Source organism: Arthrobacter sp. BC5 (genome assembly GCF_056680255.1).
In genome coordinates, this window is the sequence record NZ_CM155273.1 from 3,416,949 (window position 1) to 3,441,988 (window position 25,040).

Annotated in this window: 19 protein-coding genes; 11 read left to right on the plus strand and 8 right to left on the minus strand. The window is 69.4% G+C overall.

The annotated features are described in order from the left end of the window. Positions 1-48: 48 nt before the first annotated feature. Positions 49-270, plus strand: coding sequence for a DUF7455 domain-containing protein (locus tag AC1MFI_RS16065; RefSeq protein ID WP_400484429.1), 222 nt, complete (start codon positions 49-51; stop codon positions 268-270). Positions 271-506: 236 nt separating this feature from the next. On the opposite strand, the gene AC1MFI_RS16070 is transcribed toward AC1MFI_RS16065, so the two are convergent. The 5 genes from AC1MFI_RS16070 to AC1MFI_RS16090 all read right to left on the minus strand — a co-directional run bounded on the left by AC1MFI_RS16070 (position 507) and on the right by AC1MFI_RS16090 (position 7,096). Continuing rightward, a complete protein-coding gene (locus tag AC1MFI_RS16070) occupies positions 507-1,697 on the minus strand; it encodes an RNA polymerase sigma factor (RefSeq protein WP_479820920.1) in 1,191 nt (396 codons plus the stop codon). A 347-nt stretch (positions 1,698-2,044) separates the two neighbouring features. Continuing rightward, entirely contained in the window at positions 2,045-3,427 is a 1,383-nt protein-coding gene (locus AC1MFI_RS16075; RefSeq protein WP_479818125.1) for a DUF4192 domain-containing protein, read from the minus strand. Positions 3,428-3,550: 123 nt separating this feature from the next. Further along, on the minus strand, positions 3,551-4,894 hold the full coding sequence (locus AC1MFI_RS16080) for an MFS transporter (protein WP_479818127.1): 1,344 nt from the start codon (positions 4,892-4,894) through the stop codon (positions 3,551-3,553). A 98-nt stretch (positions 4,895-4,992) separates the two neighbouring features. Next, positions 4,993-5,862 carry a universal stress protein gene (locus AC1MFI_RS16085; RefSeq protein ID WP_479818129.1) on the minus strand — a complete coding sequence of 290 codons (870 nt, stop codon included), beginning with the start codon at positions 5,860-5,862 and terminating at the stop codon, positions 4,993-4,995. A 178-nt stretch (positions 5,863-6,040) separates the two neighbouring features. Next, the gene (locus AC1MFI_RS16090) at positions 6,041-7,096 is read right to left on the minus strand and encodes a proteasome assembly chaperone family protein (protein WP_479818131.1); all 1,056 of its coding nucleotides are present in this window, start codon (positions 7,094-7,096) and stop codon (positions 6,041-6,043) included. Positions 7,097-7,310: 214 nt separating this feature from the next. On the opposite strand from AC1MFI_RS16090, the gene AC1MFI_RS16095 reads away from it, so the two are divergent. The 4 genes from AC1MFI_RS16095 to AC1MFI_RS16110 all read left to right on the plus strand — a co-directional run bounded on the left by AC1MFI_RS16095 (position 7,311) and on the right by AC1MFI_RS16110 (position 13,100). Then, positions 7,311-8,858 (plus strand): leucyl aminopeptidase, encoded by a 1,548-nt coding sequence (locus AC1MFI_RS16095; protein ID WP_479818132.1) that lies wholly within the window; start codon positions 7,311-7,313, stop codon positions 8,856-8,858. A gap of 264 nt (positions 8,859-9,122) precedes the next feature. Continuing rightward, positions 9,123-10,505 (plus strand): dihydrolipoyl dehydrogenase, encoded by a 1,383-nt coding sequence (gene lpdA / locus AC1MFI_RS16100; protein WP_479818134.1) that lies wholly within the window; start codon positions 9,123-9,125, stop codon positions 10,503-10,505. A gap of 143 nt (positions 10,506-10,648) precedes the next feature. Beyond that, on the plus strand, positions 10,649-12,463 hold the full coding sequence (gene sucB, locus AC1MFI_RS16105; RefSeq protein ID WP_479818136.1) for a 2-oxoglutarate dehydrogenase, E2 component, dihydrolipoamide succinyltransferase: 1,815 nt from the start codon (positions 10,649-10,651) through the stop codon (positions 12,461-12,463). Between the two features lie 205 nt (positions 12,464-12,668). Continuing rightward, positions 12,669-13,100, plus strand: coding sequence for an OsmC family protein (locus AC1MFI_RS16110; RefSeq protein ID WP_479818137.1), 432 nt, complete (start codon positions 12,669-12,671; stop codon positions 13,098-13,100). An 85-nt stretch (positions 13,101-13,185) separates the two neighbouring features. Here the strand turns inward: AC1MFI_RS16110 and AC1MFI_RS16115 are convergent, their stop codons facing one another. Then, positions 13,186-16,575 (minus strand): S41 family peptidase, encoded by a 3,390-nt coding sequence (locus tag AC1MFI_RS16115; RefSeq protein WP_479818139.1) that lies wholly within the window; start codon positions 16,573-16,575, stop codon positions 13,186-13,188. A gap of 162 nt (positions 16,576-16,737) precedes the next feature. Between AC1MFI_RS16115 and AC1MFI_RS16120 the strand changes: the two genes are divergently transcribed. Next, positions 16,738-17,655: a TIGR01777 family oxidoreductase gene (locus AC1MFI_RS16120; protein WP_479818141.1), complete on the plus strand. Its 918-nt coding sequence runs from the start codon at positions 16,738-16,740 to the stop codon at positions 17,653-17,655. 12 nt (positions 17,656-17,667) lie between these two features. On the opposite strand, the gene AC1MFI_RS16125 is transcribed toward AC1MFI_RS16120, so the two are convergent. Continuing rightward, positions 17,668-19,566 (minus strand): serine/threonine-protein kinase, encoded by a 1,899-nt coding sequence (locus AC1MFI_RS16125; protein ID WP_479818143.1) that lies wholly within the window; start codon positions 19,564-19,566, stop codon positions 17,668-17,670. Positions 19,567-19,704: 138 nt separating this feature from the next. Between AC1MFI_RS16125 and AC1MFI_RS16130 the strand changes: the two genes are divergently transcribed. From AC1MFI_RS16130 to AC1MFI_RS16145, 4 genes are all read left to right on the plus strand, one after another. Then, positions 19,705-20,079 carry a hypothetical protein gene (locus AC1MFI_RS16130; protein ID WP_479818145.1) on the plus strand — a complete coding sequence of 125 codons (375 nt, stop codon included), beginning with the start codon at positions 19,705-19,707 and terminating at the stop codon, positions 20,077-20,079. A gap of 57 nt (positions 20,080-20,136) precedes the next feature. Next, positions 20,137-20,868: a lipoyl(octanoyl) transferase LipB gene (gene lipB, locus AC1MFI_RS16135; RefSeq protein ID WP_479818147.1), complete on the plus strand. Its 732-nt coding sequence runs from the start codon at positions 20,137-20,139 to the stop codon at positions 20,866-20,868. After that, entirely contained in the window at positions 20,865-21,866 is a 1,002-nt protein-coding gene (gene lipA, locus AC1MFI_RS16140) for a lipoyl synthase (RefSeq protein WP_479818149.1), read from the plus strand. The genes lipB and lipA overlap by 4 nt, the downstream gene beginning before the upstream one ends. Before the next feature lie 85 nt (positions 21,867-21,951). Then, the gene (locus tag AC1MFI_RS16145) at positions 21,952-22,704 is read left to right on the plus strand and encodes a DUF4191 domain-containing protein (RefSeq protein ID WP_479818151.1); all 753 of its coding nucleotides are present in this window, start codon (positions 21,952-21,954) and stop codon (positions 22,702-22,704) included. A 54-nt stretch (positions 22,705-22,758) separates the two neighbouring features. Here AC1MFI_RS16145 and AC1MFI_RS16150 read toward each other — a convergent pair whose 3' ends face one another. Then, positions 22,759-23,196, minus strand: a complete 438-nt coding sequence (locus AC1MFI_RS16150; RefSeq protein ID WP_479818152.1) for an RDD family protein — start codon at positions 23,194-23,196, stop codon at positions 22,759-22,761. Between the two features lie 253 nt (positions 23,197-23,449). Between AC1MFI_RS16150 and glnA the strand changes: the two genes are divergently transcribed. Then, positions 23,450-24,874 (plus strand): type I glutamate--ammonia ligase, encoded by a 1,425-nt coding sequence (gene glnA / locus AC1MFI_RS16155; RefSeq protein ID WP_400484411.1) that lies wholly within the window; start codon positions 23,450-23,452, stop codon positions 24,872-24,874. Positions 24,875-25,040: the final 166 nt, after the last annotated feature.

A 25,040-nucleotide genomic window follows, 5' to 3' on the forward strand; every position in this document is an offset into this window, starting at 1 on the left:
TGACGAATAGTGGTTATATGAGTACACGATCCACATGAGGAGGCATTCATGACCACCGCAGTAGCAACTCGCGAACTCACTGCCCTGGACCGCTGCGACCGATGCGGCGCCCAGGCTTACGTGCGGGCAGTCCTTCAGTCCTCCGGTGGAGAGCTTCTGTTCTGCGGCCACCATGCGCGCGCCGTCGAAGCAAACCTGAAGCCGCTCACCTCGGAGTGGCAGGACGAGACGCAGCGGCTTCACGAGAAGCCGGCCGTCGCCGTCGACTGACCATCGGACGCCACACCCCACCCGTCCAGGACAGGCGCCCCGTGTACAGGCGCTGAAGAATGAGAATGGGCCACCTCCTCGGAGGGGGCCCATTCTGCGTTCCGGGCCGGCGACGACGTTCCCGGACGGCCGCAAACGCAGGGGGACCCTCGGGGTCCTCCCCTGCGTCGCACCGACGCAGCAGGGCCCCTCCCGAAGGAAGGGCCCTGCTCCGATGTCCTCGTGACGACCGGTGGTCAGTCGAGGTAGTCCCGCAGCACCTGCGACCGCGAGGGGTGGCGCAGCTTGGACATGGTCTTCGATTCGATCTGCCGGATGCGCTCACGCGTCACGCCGTAGACCTTGCCGATCTCGTCCAGCGTCTTGGGCTGGCCGTCGGTCAGCCCGAAGCGCATGGCCACGACGCCTGCTTCCCGCTCCGAGAGGGTATCGAGCACGGAGTGCAGCTGCTCCTGCAGGAGGGTGAAGCTCACGGCGTCGGCCGGAACGACGGCTTCCGAGTCCTCGATGAGGTCACCGAACTCCGAGTCGCCGTCCTCGCCGAGGGGAGTGTGCAGCGAGATCGGCTCGCGGCCGTACTTCTGCACCTCCACGACCTTCTCGGGCGTCATGTCGAGCTCGAGGGCGAGCTCCTCGGGGGTCGGTTCGCGGCCGAGGTCCTGCAGCATCTGCCGCTGGACGCGCGCCAGCTTGTTGATGACCTCCACCATGTGCACGGGGATGCGGATCGTGCGGGCCTGGTCCGCCATGGCACGGGTGATCGCCTGGCGGATCCACCAGGTGGCGTAGGTCGAGAACTTGAAGCCCTTGGTGTAGTCGAACTTCTCGACCGCACGGATCAAGCCGAGGTTGCCTTCCTGGATGAGGTCGAGGAAAAGCATGCCGCGGCCCGTGTAGCGCTTGGCGAGGGACACGACGAGGCGGAGGTTCGCCTCGAGCAGGTGGTTCTTCGCCCGCTTGCCGTCGTGGATGACGAACTCGAGCTCGCGCTTCAGCTTCGGATCCATGTCCGGGTCCGCGGCGATCTTCTCCTCGGCGAACAGGCCCGCCTCGATGCGCAGGGCGAGGTCCACTTCCTGCTCGGCGTTGAGCAGTGCCACCTTGCCGATCTGCTTCAGGTAGTCCTTGACGGGGTCCGCGGTGGCGCCGGCGGATACGACCTGCTGGGCCGGGGCGTCGTCGTCGTCCGCGTCGGAGTAGACGAAGCCGGTGCTGGTGCCGACCTCGGCCGCCTCCGGCTTGAGGTCCTCGGGATCGACGTCGACCGCTGCATCGACGGCGGGATCCGCCCCATCGAGTGTGTCCACCGAACCCTGGGCGTCAGAGGTCGAAGCCTTCGCGGCCGCAGCGGAGGAAGCAGCCTTCGTGGCGGGCTTCTTGGCCGCTACCCGTCGCTTGGTAGTGGTGGTACCGGCGTCTGTCGACACCGGTGCTGCTGTCTTCTTGACCGACACAGAGAACCTTTCGTACGGCGGTGTGTGGTGCCATCAGAGGGACAACACCACTATGACCCTGTCAAGTCCGCGCTTTTCTCCAGACGGTACCGACGGGGCGGTTCCCTAGGGAACGGTCCTGTCGCCCTCGCTATTCCCCCGGACACCGCCCGTGGGCGGGGGCCGTCGTGGAATACTCGGTGATGTTCTGGTGCACGGACCCAACCGGGTCTCAACCTTCATTGTCTCACGATCGCTGCCGCGCCGGAAATTATCATCGGGCCGGCCACCACCGCTCACGGCCTGTTCCTCGACACTGCCGCCACGGCTACACGGCACGGTTACACGGCACTCCGGGGTGCGACGGGCACACCGGCGATCCAGGCGGTCGAGCGGCGCCGCGCCCAGGCCGGCAATCCTCCGCGCCGGAGGAGTTCGTGGAGCAGGCGCGCGAGCCTGTACCCCGGCACCGCCTGCTCTGCGGCATCCAGGAAGACCGCAGCCCGTGAACCTCGCCCACGCGCATACTCGAACCATGCGGACATGGTCAGCGCTGCAGCGCGCGACTCGCCGTCTGACACCTCGGCGATCCGCGTGAGGATGACGGTCATCGCATCGACACGGTGCCATGCGATGGCCCCCGTGTAGCGCCCGGCGAGGACGTCGGCGTACAGCAGTGCCGCGTCCTCGTCCGGCCTTACCTCCTGGGAGGCTTGCGTCCCTGCTGCGGCCGCGGCCTCCGCTGCGGCCAGGCCGGCATGCGCCGCCGAGACACGGCGATGCAGGCCGCCTGCGGTGCGGACCTCGGGCAGCAGCCACACCGTGGAGCCATCAGGGCCGCCGACGGGTCCGGGCGGTGCATGCCGGCCTGGTTCGAGCAGACCGGATCGTGCGGCGCCGTCGAGGGCCGCGATCGACCCCAGGCAGGCGCTCGCGAGGAGGAAGTCCCGGACGGTGCGCGATTCGATGCTCGCCAGCAGGAAGCCCGCCACCTCCGGTTCGGCCTCGACACAGAAACCCTCCGGCTGCACCAGGACGGCGTCCCACAGGGCAGCCGTGGCACGGAACTGGGCTACCGCCGTCCAGTGGCCGGAGCAGCAGGCAGCGTAGTGCGCCTGTGCGTCCTCAACCGCGCTGCAGGCCGCCGGCGACGCAATGCTCCGAGCCGCGATCGACGGCGCTGAGCGCAGGACCGCCTCCGGAGCCGACACGTCGAACGAGCTTCCGCCGAAGATCAACTCCGCATTGAGTGCGCTGTGCACGACCGTGTCGAGGGGGTGCCCCGGCCAGGGGCAGCACGCCCCGTCGGTGCAGAAGTAGTCGCGCCACCCCGAACGCGAGACGAACCATCCGCCGCGGAGGGGAAGGCCCCCAGCGCCGAGGGCGGCTTCGACGCATTGCACCAGGGCCGCGCGCGGAGGGGGCGCGGGCTCCCCCCAGTCCTCCTGCGTGTAGACGACCACGAGCGCGCCGTCCGCTGCGGAGTCACCCTGCAGGAACGACATCACCCCTTCGGCGAACACGAGGGGATCGGCCCCGTCCGCAGGCAGGTCGACGCGCAGCGTGGCGCCCAGCCGCTTGCCGGCCGTGGTCAGGACGACCAGGCTCTCACCCGGCATGAACCCGAGCGCGTGCGGCACGTAGGACAGGATGTCTTCCGGCGAGGAGACGGTGAAGGACGGGGATGCGGGGTTGCCCTGCGCGGGGCTCGTGGGAGATGACATGCGGACAGCCTGCTAGGCCGGGGCCGTGTCCGGTCGGTGCGGGGCGCCTATGTGGACAACGCCGCGGGGCACCCGGCAGCAACGCCACGGTGAGATCCGGCAGCAGTGGACAGAGCCTCCCGCCTAGCCGCGCCGGGGATTCCGCGCGCTCTTCCGTTCACGCCGACGGCGTCGCTCGCGGGCCAGGGCGTGGCGCAGGGGCGGCACGACCACGCCCTGTTCGGCCATACGACGTCGCACCCTTCGCCGTGCGACGACGACGGCCACCGCACCCGTCGCGAGCACCACGAGCTGCACCGCCATCGCGAGGCGGAAGGACGGCAGTGCATACAGGTCGCCCTCCGAGAACCCGCTGCCGAGGAGGACGTCCAGGACGACGCCGATGACGAACATCGACAGCAGGGACGCCATGAATCCGCCGATGTTCACGATGCCCGTCGCCGTCCCCATCCGGGCTGCGGGGTTGAAGGTGCGGGCGAAATCGAACGCGATCATCGAGCCGGGCCCGCCGACGGCCAGTGCCATGACCAGCAGGGTCAGCAGCGGCAGTGGCGCGGGCCCCGGGTACAGCAGCACGGACAGCCATGCTCCGGCCATGAGTGCGGCGATCGCGAGCACCATCGTCGATCGCCGGAGCGGGTGGCGCCCGACATAGCGGCCGAGGAGCGGCCCGCAGGCGATGCCCACCGCCACGAACAGCGTCATGAGGGCCGAGGCTGCGCCCTCGCCGACCTTCTCGGCGCGGACCAGGTAGGGGTAGCCCCACATCAGCACGAAGACCGTTCCCGGGAACTGGATGGTGAAGTGCGACCACAGGCCGAGGCGCGTACCCGGCTGTCTCCACGCCTCCGCGAGGGAGACTCCCGTCTGCCTGAGGGTCTGGGCGATGCGCTCGCTGCCCGCATGGGGCGAGTCACGGATGGCGACCACCGAGAGCACGACGGCGAGAACCGAGAGGGCCGCTGCCGAGAGGAACGCCGATTGCCACCCGACGGTCGCCAGCAGTGCGACGAACGGGACGACCGACACCACCTGGCCGAGCTGTCCGATGATGCCGGTCCACTGGGTGAGGACCGGGATCCGCCGCGGTTCGAACCACGCCGGCAGCAGCCGCAGGACGCTGATGAAGGTCGTGGCGTCCCCGGCGCCCACGAACAGTCGACCGACGATGCCCGCGCCGACGGAGTCCGCGAAGGCCAGCTGCGCCTGCCCGAGCGCCATCAGGACCCCGCCGGTCACGATGAGCGCCCGGGGGCCCCAGCGGTCCACGAGGACTCCGACGGGCACCTGCAGACCCGCGTACACGAGCAGCTGCACCACGGTGAAGATCGAGAGCTGCGATGCGGAGGCGCCGAAGCGGTCCGTCGCCTCGAGTCCGGCCACCCCGAAGGTGGTGCGCTGGGTGACTGCGACGAGGTAGGCCGCCACACCTGCTGCCCAGACCAGGAGCGCCCTCGAAGAATTCACTCCCCCATTATCGCGCGGCGCACCGGACGCCCCACTCCCACTCCCAGTGCGCGTCGGGCCCGGCGCAGGGAGTCCAGGGGAGCTTCCTTCTCCTGGGGCTATTCCTGCTGCTTCACAGCATGCACGCGGGTCACGACGGTGGGGCACGGCACCCGCTGCAGAACCGCATGCGCGGTGGAGCCCAGCAGGAGCCTGCTGAAGCCTCCGCGACCACGGCTGCCGAGGACCAGCAGCCGGGCATGCGCTGCAGCTGCCACCAGCGCCCTCGCCGGGTCCTCGTTCCTTTCGAGCCGTTGGTGCACTGCGAGGTCCGGATACATGTCGGTCAGGCCCGCGACGGACTCCGCCAGGACGATCCTGTCCTCCTCCTCGATCGACTCGGCCAGTCCCCTCCCGGGCATCCCGCGCTGAGCCCACCAGGACGGGCGCCGGAATGCCAGCACGGCAGTGAGCCCGTCCCCCTCGCGGTCGGCTTCCGCCGCCGCCAGTGCCACCGCCTGCAGTGATTCCTCAGAGCCGTCCACCCCGACCACCACCCCGGTGCCCGCCGGTCCCTGGCCCGCCGGAATGACGACCACCGGAATGTCCGATGCAGCGACCACCTGCAGCGCCCGGTCCGTCATGGGTCCTCCATCAGGCCAGGTCCGGGTGTGCGATCCGATGACCACCATCGAGGCATCCCGGGAGAGCTCCTGCAGCACGAAGGCCGGGCTCCCGTGCCCCAGCCTGATCCGGACGTCGACGTCGGGCTCCTTCTTGGCGGCATCCTCCCGGACCTGCCGCAACAGCTGCATGCCGGATTCCCTGATCACGTCCTGGTAGGCGAACTCCGGCGAAACCCACCGGTCATCGAGCGCGTGCACCGCGACGACGGGAACCTTGTTCCGGGCAGCGCGCTGGAGCGCCCACAGCATAGCTGCCTCACTGCCGCCCGACCCGTTGACTCCGACAACGATTGGCTTGTTCATCTGGCACCTGCTCTTCCGGGCGCGATCGCGGGAACCGGCACCGAACCGTGCCGACGCGCTCAGTCTGGTCCTCCGCCGGTACAGCCGTCAGGGCCCTTAGCCCTGAAGGGTCCGACGTCCTGTCCGGGGACGACTAGGCCAGGGACGACTAGGCCAGGGACGACTAGGCCAGGGACGACTAGGCCAGGGAGCGCGGCTCCGGCCCGGACGGGCCGTCGTCGTCGTGTCCCTCGGGCGCCGTGGGTTCCTCGCGGTCGCCGCGGCTGCCGTAGTCGATCGGACTCGTACCGAGGAACTCCGTGTCCCACAGCAGGGTGGACTCCTCCTCCGCCTGCGGGCTCGCCAGGTACGCCTCGACGGCGGCGCCGAGCTCCTCGGCGCTGGCCAGCTCGCTGTTCTCCTTCACCAGCAGCGAGCGGCGCTCGGCTCCCTCTGCGTACTCGTCGTACCGCTTCTCCAGCGATGCGACGACCGACTGCACCTCCGCCGAGTTGCCGACCTGCCGGGCGATCTGCCGCTCGACGTCGCGCCCCGTCTCGCGCAGCCGGTCGGTCGGCAGCACGAGCCGCGCGGTGGCGCCCAGGTACTCGAGCCCCGCCACCGCAGCGGGAGGGTACTCGGCCTCGGAGAGGTAGTGCGGCACGTGGATCACGTGGCCGACGACGTCGTGCCCCGCCTCGATCAGACGCAGTTCCAGGACATGGCCGATGGACGCCTGGATCTCGGCGGTGGGACGCCAGGCGTTCATGCCGTCGATGATGTCCGACCGGTTGCCGTGCAGCGTCACCCCGATGGGGCGCGTGTGCGGGACGGGCATCGGGATCGCGTGGATCCAGGAAATGAGGGACACCTCCAGGTCCTCGACGAGTCCGACGACGGCGCTCGCGAACCGCTCCCACTGCAGGTCCGGTTCGACGCCGGTGAGGAGCAGGAACGGCTCGCCCAGGCCGTCGTACAGGCGGTGCAGCTCGAGTCGATGCGGCCGGTAGTCCGTCAGGTGGTCCTCGACGAAGGTGATCCTGGGGCGGCGACCCCGGTAGTCCATGAGCTGGTCGGCGTCGAACTCGGCGACCGTCTCGTGCTCGAGGACCTCGAGGAGTTCCTCGCTGACCTGCGAGACGACCTGGCCTGCGTCCATGAAGCCGGTCAGGCTCACGAGCAGTGGCAGGCCCCTGCTCGTGGGGTCGCCGAACACGTCGGCATCGGTGTTGTACAGGGTTCGTGGATCCAGCATGGTTCTCTCCTGGCGGTCGGGTCCTGCCTGTTCCAACACCGGCCGCATCTCCTTCATTCCGGAGCGTGGTGCCACGAACAGCGGAGGACGGGCCACGGTGGGCGGCGGGCCAGAGACTACGATCGTCAGGACGGTTCCCGGACCACCAGATACCGGGAGACCGTGAGTGTTGCTGCATCTGGACAACCCATCCGGACACGAGGAGACAGATTCCGTGATCAAGACGACCGAACTACACCTGACCGCTTCCGCGAAGGACCTCAAGAAGATTCCGAGCGACGCGCTCGTGATCGGGGTCGCCAAAGGGGCGGAGGGACCGGTGCTGCTCGACAGCCCGCTGCCCGCGAAGGCCGCGCGTGCCCTCGGGGATTCCCTCCAGGTGCTCGGCATCAGCGGTGCCGCCGACGAGGTGCGCCGCCTCCCCGGCCTGCCCGAGACCGGCGCGGACTCCCTCGTGCTCTCCGGCGTCGGGCCCGTCGCGCCGGACGCCGTGCTCGTCCCGGAGACCCTGCGTCGCGCCGCAGGTGCGGCGATCCGCCAGCTGACCGGCCTCGACACCGTGGTCCTCGCGTTCCCCGCGGACACCGTCGCCGCCGCCACCGCCGTCGCCGAGGGCGCCGCCTTCGGCGCCTACAGCTACGAGGGCCACAAGTCGGGCATGAAGCCGGACGGCACGGTCGCTCCCGACAAGGACAGGGACGCGGTGCGCAACGTCGTCGTCCACACCTCCGCTGCCGACGACGCCGACCTCACCCCGGCTTTCCGCCGCGCCGTCATCCTCGGCAAGAACGTCAACGCCACCCGCTCCCTCGTGAACCAGCCCCCCAGCCACCTCTACCCCGAGACGTTCGCGCAGGCCGCGAAGGACCTCTCACGCGGGCTGCCGGTCAAGATCACCGTGATGGACGAGAAGCGCCTCGAGCGGGACGGCTACGGCGGCATCCTCGGCGTCGGCAAGGGCTCCTCACGGCCGCCGCGCATGGTCAAGGTCGAGTACTCCCCCGCCAGGTCCGCCGTCCACCTCGCCCTCGTGGGCAAGGGCATCACGTTCGACTCCGGCGGACTCTCGCTCAAGCCGGCCGCCGGCATGCAGACCATGAAGCTGGACATGGCCGGCGCCGCCGTCGTCCTCACCACCCTGCTCGCGGTCGCCGAGCTGGGCCTTCCCGCCAAGGTCACGGCCTGGCTCTGCCTCGCCGAGAACATGCCGTCCGGTACCGCGCAGCGCCCCGAGGACGTGCTCTCGATCTACGGCGGACGCACCGTCGAGGTCCTCAACACCGACGCCGAGGGCCGGCTCGTGATGGCCGACGGCCTCGCCGCCGCGAGCGAGGAGTCCCCCGACGCGATCATCGACATCGCGACGCTCACGGGCGCCCAGATGATCGCACTCGGCACGCGCGTCTCGGGCGTCATGGGCGACGACGGCGTGCGCGACGCCGTGAAGGCCGCGGCCGACCGCGCGGGCGAGCAGTTCTGGCCCATGCCCCTGCCGGAGGAGCTCCGTCCCAGCCTCGACTCGCAGGTCGCCGACATCGCCAACATCGGCGAGCGTCACGGCGGCATGATGACCGCCGCCGTCTTCCTCCGGGAATTCGTCGGCCAGGTCGACGGAGAGAAGATCCCGTGGGCGCACCTCGACATCGCCGGGCCCGCCTTCAACGAAGGCGCCCCCTACGGTTACACCCCGAAGGCCGGAACCGGTGTCGGGGTCCGCACCCTGCTGGCCTACGTCGAGGACGTCCTCGCACGCACCGCCTAGCACGGACGGGGTGCCGTGGCGGCGGCGGCACGGCACCCCGTCGTCCCCGTCCCGGGCCGGTCCGCGCCCGTGCGTGACACTGCGCACATCGGGGCCCTCCGGCGTTTGCGACATGCACTTCGAGTGGATGCCGGCTTGTTCTGGGGATAGGGTGAAAAACGAGAGCAGATCGGGCCGGTGCATCCTGCACCGCGACCGCATCAGCAGAAGATCTATCAACCGACGCGTCCTGCGCGTCAACAGACCACGCGAGGGAGCGTTCAAGTGGCCGGATCGGCAACTGCGCAAGAATTCGACATCCTGGTACTCGGTGGAGGCAGCGGCGGTTACGCGGCCGCCCTCCGCGCAGTGCAGCTGGGCTTCACCGTGGGCCTCATCGAGAAGGGCAAGCTGGGCGGCACCTGCCTCCACAACGGCTGCATCCCCACCAAGGCCCTCCTGCACTCGGCCGAGATCGCCGACGGCGCCCGCGACTCGGAGAAGTACGGGGTGAAGGCCTCCTTCGAGTCGATCGACATGAACGCGGTGAACGCGTACAAGGACGGCATCATCGCGGGCAAGTACCGCGGCCTGCAGGGGCTCATCAAGTCCAAGGGCATCACCGTCATCGAGGGTTCGGGCAAGCTCGCATCGCAGAACACCATCGACGTCGACGGCACCGTCTACACCGGCAAGCACATCATCCTCGCCACCGGTTCCTTCTCCCGCAGCCTTCCCGGCCTGGAGATCGGCGGCAAGGTCATCACCTCGGACCAGGCCCTGAAGATGGACTTCGTGCCGAAGACCGCCATCATCCTCGGCGGCGGCGTCATCGGCTGCGAGTTCGCGTCCGTGTGGAAGTCCTTCGGCGTGGACGTCACCATCATCGAAGCGCTCCCCTCGCTCGTCCCGAACGAGGACGCCTCGATCGTCAAGAACTTCGAGCGGGCGTTCAAGAAGCGCGGCATCAAGTTCAACACCGGGACGCGCTTCAAGTCCGTCGAGCAGAACGACGACGGCGTCGTCGTCTCCCTCGAGGACGGCAAGACCTTCGAAGCGGACCTCATGCTGGTCGCCGTCGGCCGTGGGCCCGTGACGCAGAACCTCGGCTACGAGGAGGCCGGGCTCACGATGGACCGCGGGTTCGTCATCACCGACGAGCGTCTCCACACCGGTGTCGGCACCATCTACGCGATCGGGGACATCGTCCCCGGCCTGCAGCTGGCCCACCGCGGCTTCCAGCAGGGCATCTTCGTGGCCGAGGAGATCGGCGGCCTGAAGCCGGTCGTCGTCGCCGACCTCAACATCCCGAAGGTCACCTACAGCGATCCCGAGATCGCCTCGGTCGGCTACACCGAGAAGGCCGCCCGCGAGAAGTTCGGCGACGACCGCGTCGAGACGCACGAGTACAACCTCGCCGGCAACGGCAAGAGCTCGATCATCGGCACCGGTGGCATCGTCAAGCTCGTCCGCGAGAAGGACGGCCCGATCGTCGGCGTCCACATGCTCGGCAGCCGGATGGGCGAGCAGATCGGCGAGGCGCAGCTCATCGTCAACTGGGAGGCCTACCCCGAGGACGTCGCTCCGCTCATCCACGCGCACCCGACGCAGAACGAGGCCCTCGGCGAGGCCCACCTCGCCCTCGCCGGCAAGCCGCTGCACGGCTGAGGCACGCACCGTCCCGGCTTGGTCCACGCCCCGAGGGCGTGGACTAAGCTCGGAAGCAGGAATTTCAAGCACGTCCAGCTGAACGGGCCCCGCTCGTCGACCAGCTGCCAAGGAACGATCTACAAAGGAGAAACGGGCGCATTATGTCTGAATCCGTGAACTTGCCCGCTCTCGGTGAAAGCGTCACCGAAGGCACTGTCACCCGCTGGCTCAAGCAGGTCGGTGACCGCGTCGAGGTCGACGAGCCCCTTCTCGAGGTCTCCACCGACAAGGTCGACACCGAGATCCCGTCGCCGATCGCCGGCGTGATCGAGGAGATCCTCGTCGCCGAGGACGAGACCGCCGAGGTCGGCGCGCCGCTCGTGCGCATCGGTGACGGCTCCGGCAGCAGTGATGCGGGCAGCGGTGATGCGGGCAGCGCGGCTTCCGCCGCCGAGGAGGCTCCGGCCGAGCCCGAGCAGCCCGCCGCAGAGCCTGCGGCAGCCGAGGACGCCCCGCAGGAGGCCGCTACCGCGGACGGTGATCCAGGCGAGGGCACCGAAGTCACGCTCCCCGCCCTGGGTGAGAGCGTCACCGAAGGCACCGTGACCCGCTGGCTCAAGGCCATCGGCGACGACGTCGAGGTCGACGAGCCCCTGCTCGAGGTCTCCACCGACAAGGTCGACACCGAGATCCCCTCGCCGGTCGCCGGCAAGCTGCAGGAGATCCGAGTCAACGAGGACGAGACCGCCGAGGTCGGCGCCGTGCTCGCCGTCATCGGATCCGGTGCTTCCGCACCGAAGAAGGTCGAAGCCGCATCAGGTGAGCCGCTCGTGGCCGCACCGTCCGAGGAGCGCAACGACGCCCCCACCGAGAAGCCCGGCGCCGGCCAGGAGGCAGCGCGTGCCTCGGGTACGTCCGAGCCCGATGACGACGCCAGCGGATCCCCTGAGGCGAAGCCCGCCGCAGCCGAGGAGAAGCCCGCCGCAGCGGACGAATCCACGGGCTCGGACGCCTCCGCCTACGTGACGCCCCTCGTACGCCGCCTGGCGAACCAGAACGACGTCGACCTCTCCACGGTCAAGGGCACCGGGGTCGGTGGTCGTATCCGGAAGCAGGACGTCCTGGAGGCAGCCGAGGCCCAGAAGGCCCAGAGCGCCCAGCAGCCCGAGCCCGCAGCAGCCCCGCAGACCTCGCTGGCGGCCGCCGCACCGGCAGCGCCCTCCAGGCCGGCAGCTCCCGCCGTCGAGCCCTCCAAGCTCCGCGGCACCGTCGAGAAGGCTCCCCGCATCAGGCAGACCATCGCCAAGCGCATGCGCGAGTCGCTCGAGGTCTCCGCTCAGCTGACCCAGGTGATCGAGGTCGACATGACCCGCGTCGCCAAGCTGCGTACGGCCTCGAAGGACACCTTCCTGGCCCAGAACGGGGCGAAGCTCACCTTCCTGCCGTTCATCTCCAAGGCCGTCACCGAGGCACTGAAGCAGCACCCGAAGCTGAATGCCTCCTTCGACGAGGAGAAGAAGGAAGTCACCTACCACGACGCCGAGCACCTCGCGATCGCGGTCGACACCGAGAAGGGCCTGCTGGTCCCCGTGATCAAGGACGCCGGCAACCTCAACCTCGGCGGACTCGCCAAGAAGATCGCCGATGTCGGGTCGCGCACCCGCAGCGGGCAGATCGGTCCGGACGAGCTCTCCGGGGGCACCTTCACGATCACGAACATCGGGTCGGCCGGCGCGCTCTTCGACACCCCGATCATCAACCAGCCGCAGGTCGGCATCCTGGGGACCGGCATCATCGTCAAGCGTCCCGTGGTCGTCACGGTCGACGGTGACGACACGATCGCCATCCGTTCGATGATGTACCTCAGCCTGACGTACGACCACCGCCTGGTGGACGGGGCGGACGCGGGCCGCTTCCTGCAGACGCTCAAGGCACGCCTCGAAGGTGGCGCCTTCGAGGCCGACCTCGGCCTGTAGCACCACGGTCTGATCCAGCTCGGACAGGAGCCGCTTCCCGGAAGGGAGGCGGCTTCTGCCATTCTCGGCACGACCGGCTCCTGCCCCTGATCGGGCGCACCCGGCGAGGTCGGTTCGCTCCGATGGAACTCCGTTCCGCCGCTCCCTAGGATGGAGGTGAAGTACCGGATGCGATCTCCGCGTCCGTTCGACAGCAAGGAGAACCATGGCTACCGTTCGCACAGCCCACACCGTCTGGAGTGGAGACCTCCCCACGGGCTCGGGTCAGGTCACGCTCGACTCATCCGGCCTCGGCACGTACGACGTCACCTGGCGGGCCCGCGCCGAGCAGTCCGAGGGCAAGACGAGCCCCGAGGAGCTCATCGCGGCCGCACACTCCGCATGCTTCTCGATGGCCTTCAGCCACGCCCTGGGCGAGGAGGGCAAGGTCCCCGAGCGCGTCGAGACCAAGGCGGAGGTGGACTTCCAGCCGGGTACCGGCATCACGGCCATCCGCCTGACGCTCGATGCGACCGTACCCGGCCTGTCGGAGGACGACTTCCAGCGCGTGGCCCAGGCTGCGAAGGAGGGCTGCCCCGTGTCGCAGGCCCTCGCCGCCGTCAAGGACATCACCCTCACGGCGACGCTGCAGGGCTGAGCACTCCCGTTTCGAGCAGAAAGGACCCCGGACGGCGCCCGGGGTCCTTTCTGCGTCCGGGCCCGCCCGCGCCGTTCCGCCGGGGTCAGCCCCGGAGGTCCTGGGGGCGCGGGGGCAGCGGGGCCGGCCTGCGGGACGGGTAGCCCTCCTTGGCGGGAGGAATGTCGGTGGGAATCTCGGCGAGCATCTCCCGCAGCACCTCGACGCCGTGCTCGAGCTGCGGGTCCTCGCCCGCGGCGTAGGCGTGCGGCGGGAACGGCACCTCGATATCCGGGTCCACTCCATGGTTCTCGATCGCCCACCCCACTGCCCCGGTCACATGGAACCCGTAGCGCGGCTGGTTGACGCCGGTCCCGTCCGCGAGCTTGAACCTGCCGTCGATGCCGATCACACCGCCCCAGGTCCTCGAGCCGATCACCGGACCGATGCCGCGGAGCTTCGCCACCTGGGTGATGATGTCGCCGTCGGATCCTGCGAACTCGTCGGTCAGGACGACCACCGGCCCGCGGGGAGCGTGCGCCGGGTAGGTGCCGGCCGCCTCGCCGCGCGGCATGGACCACGCCGTGACCCGGCGCCCGATCAGCTCCGCGACGAGCTGCGAGGTGTGCCCGCCCCGGTTGCGCCGCACGTCGATCACGAGGGCGTCGCGGGCCGTCTCGCGGTCGAGGTCGCGATGCAGCTGGCCCCACCCGTTCGCGACCATGTCCGGAATGTGCAGGTAGCCGAAGCGCCCGTCCGAGGCCCGGTGGACGGTCGCCCGGTTCGCTGCGGCCCAGTTCTGGTAGCGCAGCCTCTCCTCGCTGCGGAGGGGTACGACGGCGACTCGGCGCCGCCCGGCCGGGCGACCCGCCGTCCCGGACCGGACCGTCAGCTCGACCGTGACGCCCGCGGCTCCCGTCAGCAGTACCGAGGGACCGAATGCCGGCGGCACCGGGACCCCGTCGACCGCTTCGATCACGTCACCGGCCCGGACCGCCACGCCCGGGGCACTCAGTGGGGAGACGGCCTGCGGGTCCGATGACTCCGTGTCGAAGACCCGCGTGACGGCCCATCCACCGTCCGCGGGTGCGACGTCCGCCCCGAGGAAGCCCTGGTGGCCGCCGGGCTCCGTGATGAGCGGCGGGGCGACGTACGCATGGGAGGTGCCGAGCTCCCCGTGGAGCTCCCACAGGAGGTCCGCGAGGTCGTCCTGCGTGCCCAGGCGGTCGACCAGCGGCAGGTAGCGAGCCCTCACGGCGGCCCAGTCGATCCCTGCCATGTCCTCGGTCCAGAAGAAGTCCCGCTGCAGTCGCCAGGCCTCGTCGAAGGCCTGCCGCCACACACTGACCGGATCGAGCAGGACCCGGATGCGCCCGAGCGCGACGTCGATGTGCTTGGGCGAGTCGGCATCCGTCCTGCTGTCGGTCGGGATCGCCGTCACCTTGCCTGCAGAGGTGAGGACCGCCGTCGAGCCGTCGCTGCTGACCTCGAAGGCGTCCGTGTCCGCCGCCAGGACCTCGACCGTCCTGCGGGCGAGGTCGAAGCGCTCCAGCCGGCGTGCCGGGCCCTCCGCCGAGGAGGAGGCGCGGCCGTCGCCCGTGACGCCGCCGATGTCGCCGGCAGTCCAGAGCAGCCCGCCGTCCACCGCCCGGAGGTCGTCGTACGTGCCCTGGGCCACGGGCAGCGGGATGGTGCGCGCCATCAGGAGATCGGGGTCGACGACGACGGCCGGGGACGCGTCCGTTCCGTCCGCTACCGGATCCGTCCGCCGCCCACCGTCCGACTGTTCCTCCGCGAGTGCGACGCCCGGGCCGAACGGCGACGGCGTCCCGTCCGCGAGCGCGACGAGGTAGGGCTTCGTCGACGCGGGGAAGCTCAGGTCGAAGCGGTGGGTGTCGTACACGGGGTCGAAGCTGCGGTCCGACAGGAAGGCGAGGTACCTGCCGTCGCGGGTGAAGGTCGGCGACCAGTCGCGGAAGCGCCCGTCGGTGACGTCGACGATCGCGCCTCCCGCGGCGGCCACGAGCCGGATCCGGCTGCGGGCACCTTCCTGGGCCATCGGCTCGGACCAGGCGAGCCAGGCGGAGTCGTGGGAGAAGGTGACGGCCTCGATGACTCCGAGGTCGGTCGAGGCGATCCTTCGGCGCGCGCCGCCTGCCAGGGTCACGACTTCCAGCACTCCGGTCTCGGATGCCACGGCAATGCGGTCACCGTCCGGACTGACGGCGAGCGCGGAAGCACGGAAACGCCCCTCGAAGGAGATCCGCTGCAGCGCGCCGGCCGCGGTGGACGCCTGGGCGTCGAGCAGCGCCACCTGGCCGTCCGCGTCGCCGCTGTCGCGGGGCCCGGCGGCTGTACCCTTCCCGGCCTCCGCCGCGGCACGGATCGGAGCCGGGGCCCGCTCCGTCGATGGCGGGAAGACGTCGCGGACGTAGAGGGCCTCCTCGCCGTCGGTGTCTGCGATGTACGCGACACGGGAGCGGTCCACAGGGCGTCCGAGACGCGCACGCACGCCCGGCGCGGCCTCGACGACACGCGACGGACCGTCCCTGTGCGTCAGCCAGTGCAGCGTCCCGTGCGCCTCGACGATCGATGCCGACCCGTCCCGGGTGGGCACGACGGCGCCGAGGTGGCGTTCCACCTTCAGCGGATACGGCCGCCGCGCGGTGGAGGCGGACCCGAGCGTGATGGACAGCCGGACGGGTTCTCCGTCGAGGGACGGCAGATGCCAGAGTGCACCGGCTGACTCGAACACGATCCCCGTGCCGTCGGAACTGGCATGGCGTACGTAGAACTCGTCGTGGTCCGTGTGGCGCCGCAGGTCTTCCCCGCGTGCGCCGACGGAGTAGACGTTGCCGTGGCCCTCGTGATCGGACAGGAAGGCGAGGCGTCCGGACACCCACATCGGATCGCTGATGTTGCCGTCCAGCTCGGAGAGGAACCGGACGAACTGCCCGCTGCCGTCGGCGTCCATCCAGAGCTTGCCTGCCGTACCGCCGCGGTAGCGCTTCCACCAGGCCGGTTCCCGGGTCAGGACGCTGCCGATGACCACCGGCTTCCCGTCTCCGACGGCGGGCCCCTCGGCGACGACGTCCACCGGCCCGAGCGGCAGGACGGACTGCGCCGAACCGTCGAGCGGCACCCGGTAGGCCCAGCTCAGGCGCGAGTCCTCGTGGCGGAAGGCGCTGGTGGCGAGAACCTCCCCCGACGCGGTGAAGCCCTTCACCCGGGTGCTCTGGTGACCCCAGAAGGTGAGCCGCCGGAAGCTCCCGCCTTCCGTGTCCGCTGCCACGACCTCGGGCGCCCCACCCTGGACGACGGTCCATGCGATGGTCGAGCCGTCCGGGGAGAACCGGGGATTCCGGGCGGGCAGCTGCAGCGCGGAGATACGCCACGCGCGCCCCCCGTCGAGCGGCGCGACCCACACGTCGTTCTCGGCCACGAACGTGACGAAATTGCCGTGGACGTGCGGATAGCGGAGGTAATCGGAGACCATTGGTCGATCTTAGCCATCGGGTCGGTGTTCCCTGGCGGGCCGCTGCGTCCCGTCGCCGGCCGCGGGGCGCCCTGGTGGCCGCCAGGCACGACGCATCATCTCGGAGCCCGCGGCCCGGCACCCGCGGTACCCTTCGCTCCTGACAAGTGGTTCGATGGGATCATGCGCATCCTCCTCGCCGGCGCGTCCGGGACCATCGGAACAGCCCTCACCCGTCAGCTCGAGAAGAACCACGAGGTGACGCGCCTCGTCCGCAGGGCCCCCAAGGGCCCCGGGGAGATCCGCTGGGATCCCTCCGCGGGTGAGCTCGACGTCGCCGCCGTCGAACAGGCCGACGCCGTCATCAACCTGTCCGGCGCCGGTATCGCGGGAGGGCTCTGGACGAGAAGCTACAAGGAGACGCTGTATTCGTCCCGTATCCTGCCGACCAGGACGCTCGTCCGGGCGATGCAGAAGGCGAAGAATCCGCCCGAGGTATTCATCAGCCAGTCGGCGTCCGGCTACTACGGAGACCGCGGTGACGAGGTCCTGACGGAGCGCTCGGTCTCCGGTGGAACGCTGCTGGCCGACATCTGCCGCAGATGGGAAGCCGAGGCCCTGGCTGCTCCGGACTCCGTCCGCGTGGTGCTCGCCCGGACCGGGATCGTGATGGCGAAGGGTGGCGGGGCGTTGCCCAACCTCCTGATTCCCATCCGGCTCTTCGCCGGGACGTCGCTCGGTTCGGGCCGTCAGTGGTGGCCGTGGATCAGCCTCCATGACGAGGTCCGTGCGCTCGAGTTCCTCCTCACCGCTCCCCTGTCCGGTCCCGTCAACCTGAGCGCTCCGGCACCGGCGACCCTGGACGCGATCACGCTGCAGCTCGGCAGGGCGTTCCACCGCCCGGTGTGGTTCCGGGTGCCCGCTCCCGTCCTGACGGCGGTCATCGGACAACTCGGCTTCGAGCTCCTGCTGGTCAGCACGCGGATGGAACCGCGGGTACTGACCGCAGCGGGTTTCGCATTCGACCAGCCCACACCCGAGGCGCTTGCCCAGTGGGTCCGCAGTACCGTCACCGGCAAGGCTGCCCCGGTCCCCGCCTGATCACCGGGCCGCTCACGCCGGAGGTGAGACGACGGAGTGGATCCGCCAGCCACCGCCGGCATCCCAGAGGATGAAGATCAGGTCCTGCTGTCCGGCTGCCATCAGCGGGCTGGGCATGGCCCCCGGCAACGACGCTTCCGCCGTCGTCGTGGTCTCGGTGTACGCGGAGAGCGCGGCCGTGGCCCTCACCAGTGCGACCTCCGTCGAGCCGGGGGGCGCGGCCACGGCCGTGAGGGCGCCGACCGGCGAAGCCGCGACATCTGCCTCGGCCAGCAGCGACGGGTCCCGGATGGTGATCGACAGGTCCTGGAGGCTTGTACCCGATTCCGCCAGCGCGGCCACGGCGCCCCGGTCGGCGGTCATGGCGGGCGATCCTTCGACGTCGACCCTTGCGAGGACCGCGGGATCAGCCGCCGCGAAAGCCGACGCGCGAAGTGCTGCCAGCCCCCCGAGGGCGGTCACGGGATCGGGTGCCAGGGCGGCCTCGACGGCTGCTTCGGGTGGCGCGGCCTCCGCCGGTGGCTGCTGACCGGCACCGCCCCCCTCCGACATGTCTGCTTCGTCCTGCGGTGTCGCCTGACGGGGTGCAGCCGGGCTGGTAGCTGCACCGGAGATCCCCTCCCCGGCCGATCTTCCGGGTGCCGCAGCCGGGCCGGGCATGTCCTGGAGCGTGAGCGCGATCCCTGACACCAGGAGGACGACGGCGGCAAGCCCGGCGGCGAAGGCGACACGCCCTCGCATGACGGGCTCATCGGGGACGTCCTGGCCACTCGGCCGGAACGGCGCCGAACCGACACCTCGGCTGCCCGACGACGCCCTGCGCGAGGCCGTTCCGCCCGGTGCCCGATCCGCCGCTCGAGGCAGCAGTCGCCGCCGGCCGGGTACGCGTTCGGCTGCCGGGGTCGCGGTGCGCAGGGTGAGCAGTTCGGGCAGCACGCTGGGATGGACGGCAGACACCAGGTTCACCGGCACCGGGGCGGCACTGGACATCAGGATGCGGGCGAAGTGGTCGGCCGTGGGCCGGCGCTCCCGATCGGAGCTCAGTCCGTCCTCGACCAGCTGCATGAGCTGCGGAGGGACGTCGGGGATGATCCGTGCGAGGGGAGGCCTCTGCTCCGTGGGCCCGGGGATGCGCCCTGTGAGTGCGAACCAGGAGACCGCTGCCAGCGAGAACACGTCCGCTCCCGTGTCGAAGGAACCCGTCCGGATCGGGTCGAGGAAGCCGGGCGTACCCGCACCCCTCCCGTGATCCGATCCGAGGAGCCTGCCGGTACCGAAGTCCCCGAGCAGCGGCTTGCCCTCGTGCGTGAACAGGATGTTTCCCGGCGTGACGTCGCCGTGCAGGGCACCTGCGCCATGGAGATGATGGAGCACCTGTGCGATCGGAACAAGTGCGGTGACGACTTCCGCGATGGGCAGTGGACCCCGACTGGTCACGAGCGCCAGCAGTGAACCGCCCGGAGCGAGATCCATGAGCAGGCCCGGGCCCTGGTCGGTGTCCAGGATGCGCTTCACCCTGACGAGGTGGTCGTGGGTGAACCTCTGCAGCAGCCGGAGCTCCGCGGCTACCTCGTCCGTCGCGTCCGAGCCGGGTGGTGCTGCCGCTTGCAGTCCAGGGCATTCCGGTGGTGCTCCAGGGGAAATCTCTCCGGGGACCCTCGCGGCCCGCCTGCCCCGCCTGCCGCCGTCGTCCGCCGCCGGGGTCCCGGCCGCGCCCTCCTCGGGCCGACGACCCTGCGCCACCTTGAGTGCGAACCGCTGATCGTCGTCGTCCGTCACCAGCCAGACGGAGGAGGAGCCGCCGCGTCCGAGCAGTCGGCCCACCTGCAGACCGGGAACCGTCGGCCGCCCCTCGCCGTCCTCCGACCCCGGGTGCTGCCCTGCCTGCCCCCGTCGCGCTGCTTCACTCATGTATCTGTTCTAGGCCACCGGGTCGCCGTGTTCTCCGTTATCCACAGGTGCCAGTACCGGATGATCTCCGGCCGGTTGATCCGATAGAACATGTGTTCTATTTTTAACCCTCCATCTCCTCCGAGGAACAGGTATGCCATGACGTCCAGTACCTCCGACTACGTCGGCACCTGGCGGCTGTTCGACGAGGCCGTAGCGCTCACACTCGAGGACACCGACGGTACTGGGCAGCCCCTCGACCTGCACTGGCGCGGAACGCTGTGGCGCGTCATCGGGGAGAGCCGTCACTGGTCCACCTGGCGCGCGCTGCCCGTTCCGCCACGAGGAGACGACATGCAGAGGGCACGCGGCTACAGGGCTGACTTCTGGAGATTCCGCGCTCAGGCCGGTCCCGGCTCCCCCGTGCTCCACTTCGAAGTGAGGCAGACCGACTGCGGCTGCCGCCTGGTCCGGCTCGGTGCCACCTTCGACGTCCCGGGGCGGGCAGGGAGCCCCCGACTGGATGAAGGGTGACCGGCGCCTGCATCCCCCCGTGAGGAATGTGTCGGTACGCGGGACTACTCTTGCACCATGACTCTTGTGCTGTCGCGCGTCGGCCTCGCCCCGGACTACATCGAGTACATCCAGGCGTGGGAGATGCAGAAGACCCTCCATGCGCAGGTGGTCGGGGGCACGGCTCCCAGCACGGTCCTCCTCCTCGAGCACACGCCCGTCTACACCGCCGGCAAGCGCACCGAGGACCACGAACGCCCCTTCGACGGAACCGCCGTCGTCCCGGTCGACCGGGGTGGGAAACTGACCTGGCACGGTCCGGGCCAACTCGTGGGCTACCCGATCCTCGCCCTGCGGGATCCGGCCCGGGTCGCCGAATACGTCCATGTCCTCGAGGAGGTCATCATCTCCTCACTGCGACCCTTCGGTATCGAGGGCATCAGGATCGACGGACGCTCCGGCGTGTGGCTGGCGGCGGACGACCGACCGGCGCGGAAGATCGCGGCGATCGGCATCCGGGTCAGGGACCGCGTCACCATGCACGGGTTCGCGGTCAACTGCAGCAACGACCTGGCACCCTTCCAGCAGATCGTTCCCTGCGGGATCAGCGATGCCGGGGTGACGTCCATCTCCGCCGAGTGCGGCCGGACCGTCACGCCCGCCGAGGTCGTTTCGCACATCGAGGCCGAACTGCGCAACAATGAGGCGGTGCTGGTGGGCGGGAACATGGCCGGCGCGCACCCGGACCACCCTGCTGACGCCGCCGTCACCGCCGGTCCCGTTCATGACACAGAAGGAGCTTCACTGTGAGCCTTGCACCCGAGGGCCGCCGCATGCTGCGTATCGAGGCGCGGAACGCCGAGACACCGGTGGAACGGAAGCCGGACTGGATGAAGGCCAAGGTCAACATCGGCCCGGAATTCGTCTCCATGAAGAACCTCGTGAAGAAGGAGGGACTGCACACGGTCTGCGAAGAGGCCGGCTGCCCCAACATCTTCGAGTGCTGGGAGGACCGCGAAGCGACGTTCCTCATCGGCGGCTCCGAATGCACCAGGCGCTGCGACTTCTGTCAGATCGACACCGGCAAACCCCAGCCGCTGGATCGGAGCGAGCCCTTCAAGGTCGCCCAGTCGGTGCAGTCCATGAACCTGCGCTATGCAACGGTCACCGGCGTGGCCCGGGACGACCTCGCCGACGAGGGCGTCTGGCTCTACGCCGAGACGATCCGGCAGATCCACAGCATGAACCCCGGTACGGGTGTGGAGATCCTCATCCCCGACTTCTCGGGCCGCCCCGAGCACATCGCCGCCATCTGCGACGCCGCCCCGGAGGTCTTCGCCCACAACGTCGAGACGGTACCGCGCATCTTCAAGCGCATCCGGCCCGCGTTCCGCTACGACCGATCGCTCGATGTCATCACCCAGGGTCGCGACCGCGGGATGGTCACGAAGTCGAACCTCATCCTGGGGATGGGCGAGACCCGCCAGGAGATCTCCGAAGCCCTGCGGGACCTGCACGAGGCCGGATGCGACCTCATCACGATCACCCAGTACCTGCGCCCGAGTGAGCGCCACCTTCCGGTCGACCGCTGGGTGAAGCCCGGAGAGTTCGTGGAACTGAGCGAGGAAGCCGAGGAGATCGGTTTCCTCGGCGTCATGAGCGGGCCGCTCGTGCGCTCCTCCTACCGCGCCGGTCGTCTCTGGGCGCGGGCCATGCGCAAGAAGGGCCTCGAGCTACCCCCTGAACTCGCGCATCTCGACGAGTCCGGTTCGGCGTCGCAGGAAGCGTCCTCCCTCCTCGCCGGCTGACGCATCTCCTGCCGCCTCCCGTAGCGCACAACGCCGCCGTCGACCCGGCAGCCCTGCCGATCTCATCACGTAGAATCGAAGCACTATGTCGCACATGATCGATCCTTCAGGCTCACCCACGCCCAAACGCCGTCTTTTCTCGCGGAAGCCGAAAGCCGAGAAGGGGCCGAAGAAGACCGGGCGGATGAAGCAGGTCGTCGAGGTCTTCAAGATGACCCGGCGCAACGACCCCAGCGCCGTCTGGTTCATGCTGCTGGCGTTCGTCGGTGTCATCGCGGCGGGCCTGCTGATCGGCCTCCTGATCGACAACGTCATCACCCTGATGATCATCGCCCTACCGCTCGCGTTCCTCGCGGCGATCTTCATCCTGTCCCGACGGGCCGAACGCGCCGCGTTCTCCCAGATCGAGGGGAAGCCGGGCGCCGCGGGCGCGGCCCTGAGCGTCCTGCGCCGTGGGTGGATCCTGCAGGAGCAGCCCGTCGCGGTGAATCCCCGGACCCAGGACGCCGTGTTCCGCGTGGTGGGCCGCCCCGGCGTCATCCTCGTCTCGGAGGGACCCTCCACGCGGGTGAAGCAGCTCGTCGACGGCGAGAAGCGCAAGATGGCCCGCATCATCCCCAACGTGCCGGTGCATGTCATCGAGACGGGCCGGGGCGACCGGCAGGTCCCGCTCGCGAAGGTCCCCAAGACCGTGCAGAAGCTGAAGAAGACGCTGACCAAGCAGGAGGTCTACGCGGTCGACAAGCGCCTGACGGCCCTGGGCACGAAGCTGCCCGTCCCGAAGGGCGTCGATCCGTTCAAGGCGCGGCCCGACCGCAAGGCCATGCGCGGACGGTGACCCTCCCGCTCGCGTCGGCATGCGAAGAGGCCTGGCCCACGGGCGCGGCCGTGCCTAGATGCGGAAGAGGCCCGTCCCACGGGCCCGGTCGTGGAGACCGCGCTGATCGACGTCGATGACGAGCGCAGGGATGACGAGGCACAGGAGCACACTGCGGATGGTCGCCGTGAGGTATCCGGCCGGTCTTCCGTCGAGGGTCTGGACCTGCATGCGGAGCAGGCGATGCCCGATGCTGTATCCGAAGAACCCGACGAACAGGATCTGCTCCACGAGGAAGATGGCGAGCGTGGCGAAGCCGTCGTAGCCGAAGAACGCGGCGGAGACCAGCGAGCACAGCACCCAGTCGATCAGGAGCGCGCCCGCCCTCGGGCCGAACCGCGCGATCGAGCCGGGGCCGGACTCCGGCCGCCCGAGCCGCTGACCGGGCCACTGCTGGTTGCCCGACGGCGGCGGGCCTTCCATCCACGACCCGATGTCTTCTCTGTTGACCACGTTTCCAGCCTACCCGGCCGCGGGCACCCGCATTATGCCCGCGCACCGCCGGACGCGCTAGGGTGGGGAGCGCAGTCCACCTCATGTAACGTCCCGGAAACAAAGACGACACCAGCGGGAAACTGCCCGCTCCTAGAGTTGGAGCGAGTCGGCGGCAGCGTTCCATCCTGCCCGAGCTCGTGACTTCCCGTGCGGTACAGGGACACGCGCTGGCGCCGGGTTTCCCCCAGCCATGCGTTAGGAGCATGAATCGATGTTTAAGAATGCGGACGAGGTCCTCAAGTTCATCGCCGACGAAGACATCAGGTTTGTCGATGTCCGGTTCACCGACCTCCCCGGAGTGCAGCAGCACTTCAACGTTCCTGCCAAGTCAGTCGACGCGGACTTCTTCGTGCATGGCCAGCTCTTCGACGGATCCTCCATCCGCGGCTTCCAGGGCATCGCCGAATCGGACATGCAGCTCATCCCCGACGTGACGACCGCCTTCATCGACCCGTTCCGGACGGAGAAGACGCTCGCGCTCAACTTCTCCATCGTCAACCCCCGCACCGGTGACCCCTACCACCGCGACCCGCGCAGCGTCGCAGAGCGGGCCGAGGCGTACCTCTCCTCGACCGGCATCGCGGACACCGCGTTCTTCGCCCCCGAGGCGGAGTTCTTCATCTTCGACAACGTCCAGTACGAGTCCTCGCCGCAGGGCAGCTTCTACAAGGTGGACTCGATCGAGGCTCCGTGGAACAGCGGACGCGAGGAAGTCGGCGGCAACCTGGGTAACAAGACACCCTTCAAGGGCGGCTACTTCCCGGTGTCGCCGGTCGACAAGCAGGCCGACCTCCGCGACGCGATCTGCGTCGAACTGGACAAGGCAGGCCTCGAGGTCGAGCGCTCGCACCACGAGGTCGGCGGCGCCGGCCAGGCGGAGATCAATTACAAGTTCACCACCATGACACACGCTGCGGATGACCTGCAGAAGTTCAAGTACATCGTCAAGAACGTCTCGAACGCGTGGGGCAAGTCGGCGACCTTCATGCCGAAGCCGATCTTCGGCGACAACGGCTCGGGCATGCACTGCCACCAGTCGCTGTGGAGCGGTGGACAGCCCCTGTTCTACGACGAGCGCGGCTACGCCGGGCTGTCGGACATGGCCCGCTGGTACATCGGCGGGCTCCTGAAGCACGCGTCCGCCGTCCTCGCCTTCACCAACCCGACGGTCAACTCCTACCGCCGCCTGGTCAAGGGCTTCGAGGCCCCGGTCAACATGGTCTACTCGCAGGGCAACCGCTCCGCCGGCATCCGCATCCCGATCACGGGATCGAACCCGAAGGCCAAGCGCATCGAGTTCCGCGCACCGGATCCTTCGTCGAACCCGTACCTGGCGTTCGCTGCCCAGCTGATGGCCGGCCTCGACGGGATCAAGAACCGTATCGAGCCTGCCGAGCCCATCGACAAGGACCTCTACGAGCTCCCCGCCGAGGAAGCGAAGCACATCCAGAAGGCACCGGGGTCGCTCGAGGAAGCCCTGCTGGCCCTCGAAGCCGACAACGAGTTCCTGCAGGCCGGCGATGTCTTCACGCAGGACCTGATCGACACCTGGATCGCGTACAAGCGCGAGGTCGAGATCCTGCCGCTGTCGATGCGCCCGAACCCCTACGAGTTCGAGCTCTACTACGGCGTCTAGCAGTAGCGTCTCGCGACAGCACGACGACGGCGGTCTCCCGGTGCGGGGGGCCGCCGTCGTCATGCCCGGGCCGAGGACGATCCCTTCTTGACGGGCCGACACTCCGATGATCGCTTCGATCCACCATGACCCCGGTCGGCAGCCACTGCTCGTATACTCGTCGAGG

Bases quoted from the DNA above. Each gene is read 5' to 3' on its own strand.
- AC1MFI_RS16125 (WP_479818143.1), bottom strand. From the start codon at position 19,566: ATGAGTGAAGCAGCGCGACGGGGGCAGGCAGGGCAGCACCCGGGGTCG.
- AC1MFI_RS16075 (WP_479818125.1), bottom strand. From the start codon at position 3,427: ATGTCATCTCCCACGAGCCCCGCGCAGGGCAACCCCGCATCCCCGTCC.
- AC1MFI_RS16145 (WP_479818151.1), top strand. From the start codon at position 21,952: ATGTCGCACATGATCGATCCTTCAGGCTCACCCACGCCCAAACGCCGT.
- sucB (WP_479818136.1), top strand. From the start codon at position 10,649: ATGTCTGAATCCGTGAACTTGCCCGCTCTCGGTGAAAGCGTCACCGAA.
- AC1MFI_RS16130 (WP_479818145.1), top strand. From the start codon at position 19,705: ATGACGTCCAGTACCTCCGACTACGTCGGCACCTGGCGGCTGTTCGAC.
- AC1MFI_RS16110 (WP_479818137.1), top strand. From the start codon at position 12,669: ATGGCTACCGTTCGCACAGCCCACACCGTCTGGAGTGGAGACCTCCCC.
- AC1MFI_RS16090 (WP_479818131.1), bottom strand. From the start codon at position 7,096: ATGCTGGATCCACGAACCCTGTACAACACCGATGCCGACGTGTTCGGC.
- AC1MFI_RS16085 (WP_479818129.1), bottom strand. From the start codon at position 5,862: ATGAACAAGCCAATCGTTGTCGGAGTCAACGGGTCGGGCGGCAGTGAG.
- lipB (WP_479818147.1), top strand. From the start codon at position 20,137: ATGACTCTTGTGCTGTCGCGCGTCGGCCTCGCCCCGGACTACATCGAG.
- AC1MFI_RS16065 (WP_400484429.1), top strand. From the start codon at position 49: ATGACCACCGCAGTAGCAACTCGCGAACTCACTGCCCTGGACCGCTGC.
- glnA (WP_400484411.1), top strand. From the start codon at position 23,450: ATGTTTAAGAATGCGGACGAGGTCCTCAAGTTCATCGCCGACGAAGAC.
- AC1MFI_RS16115 (WP_479818139.1), bottom strand. From the start codon at position 16,575: ATGGTCTCCGATTACCTCCGCTATCCGCACGTCCACGGCAATTTCGTC.
- AC1MFI_RS16120 (WP_479818141.1), top strand. From the start codon at position 16,738: ATGCGCATCCTCCTCGCCGGCGCGTCCGGGACCATCGGAACAGCCCTC.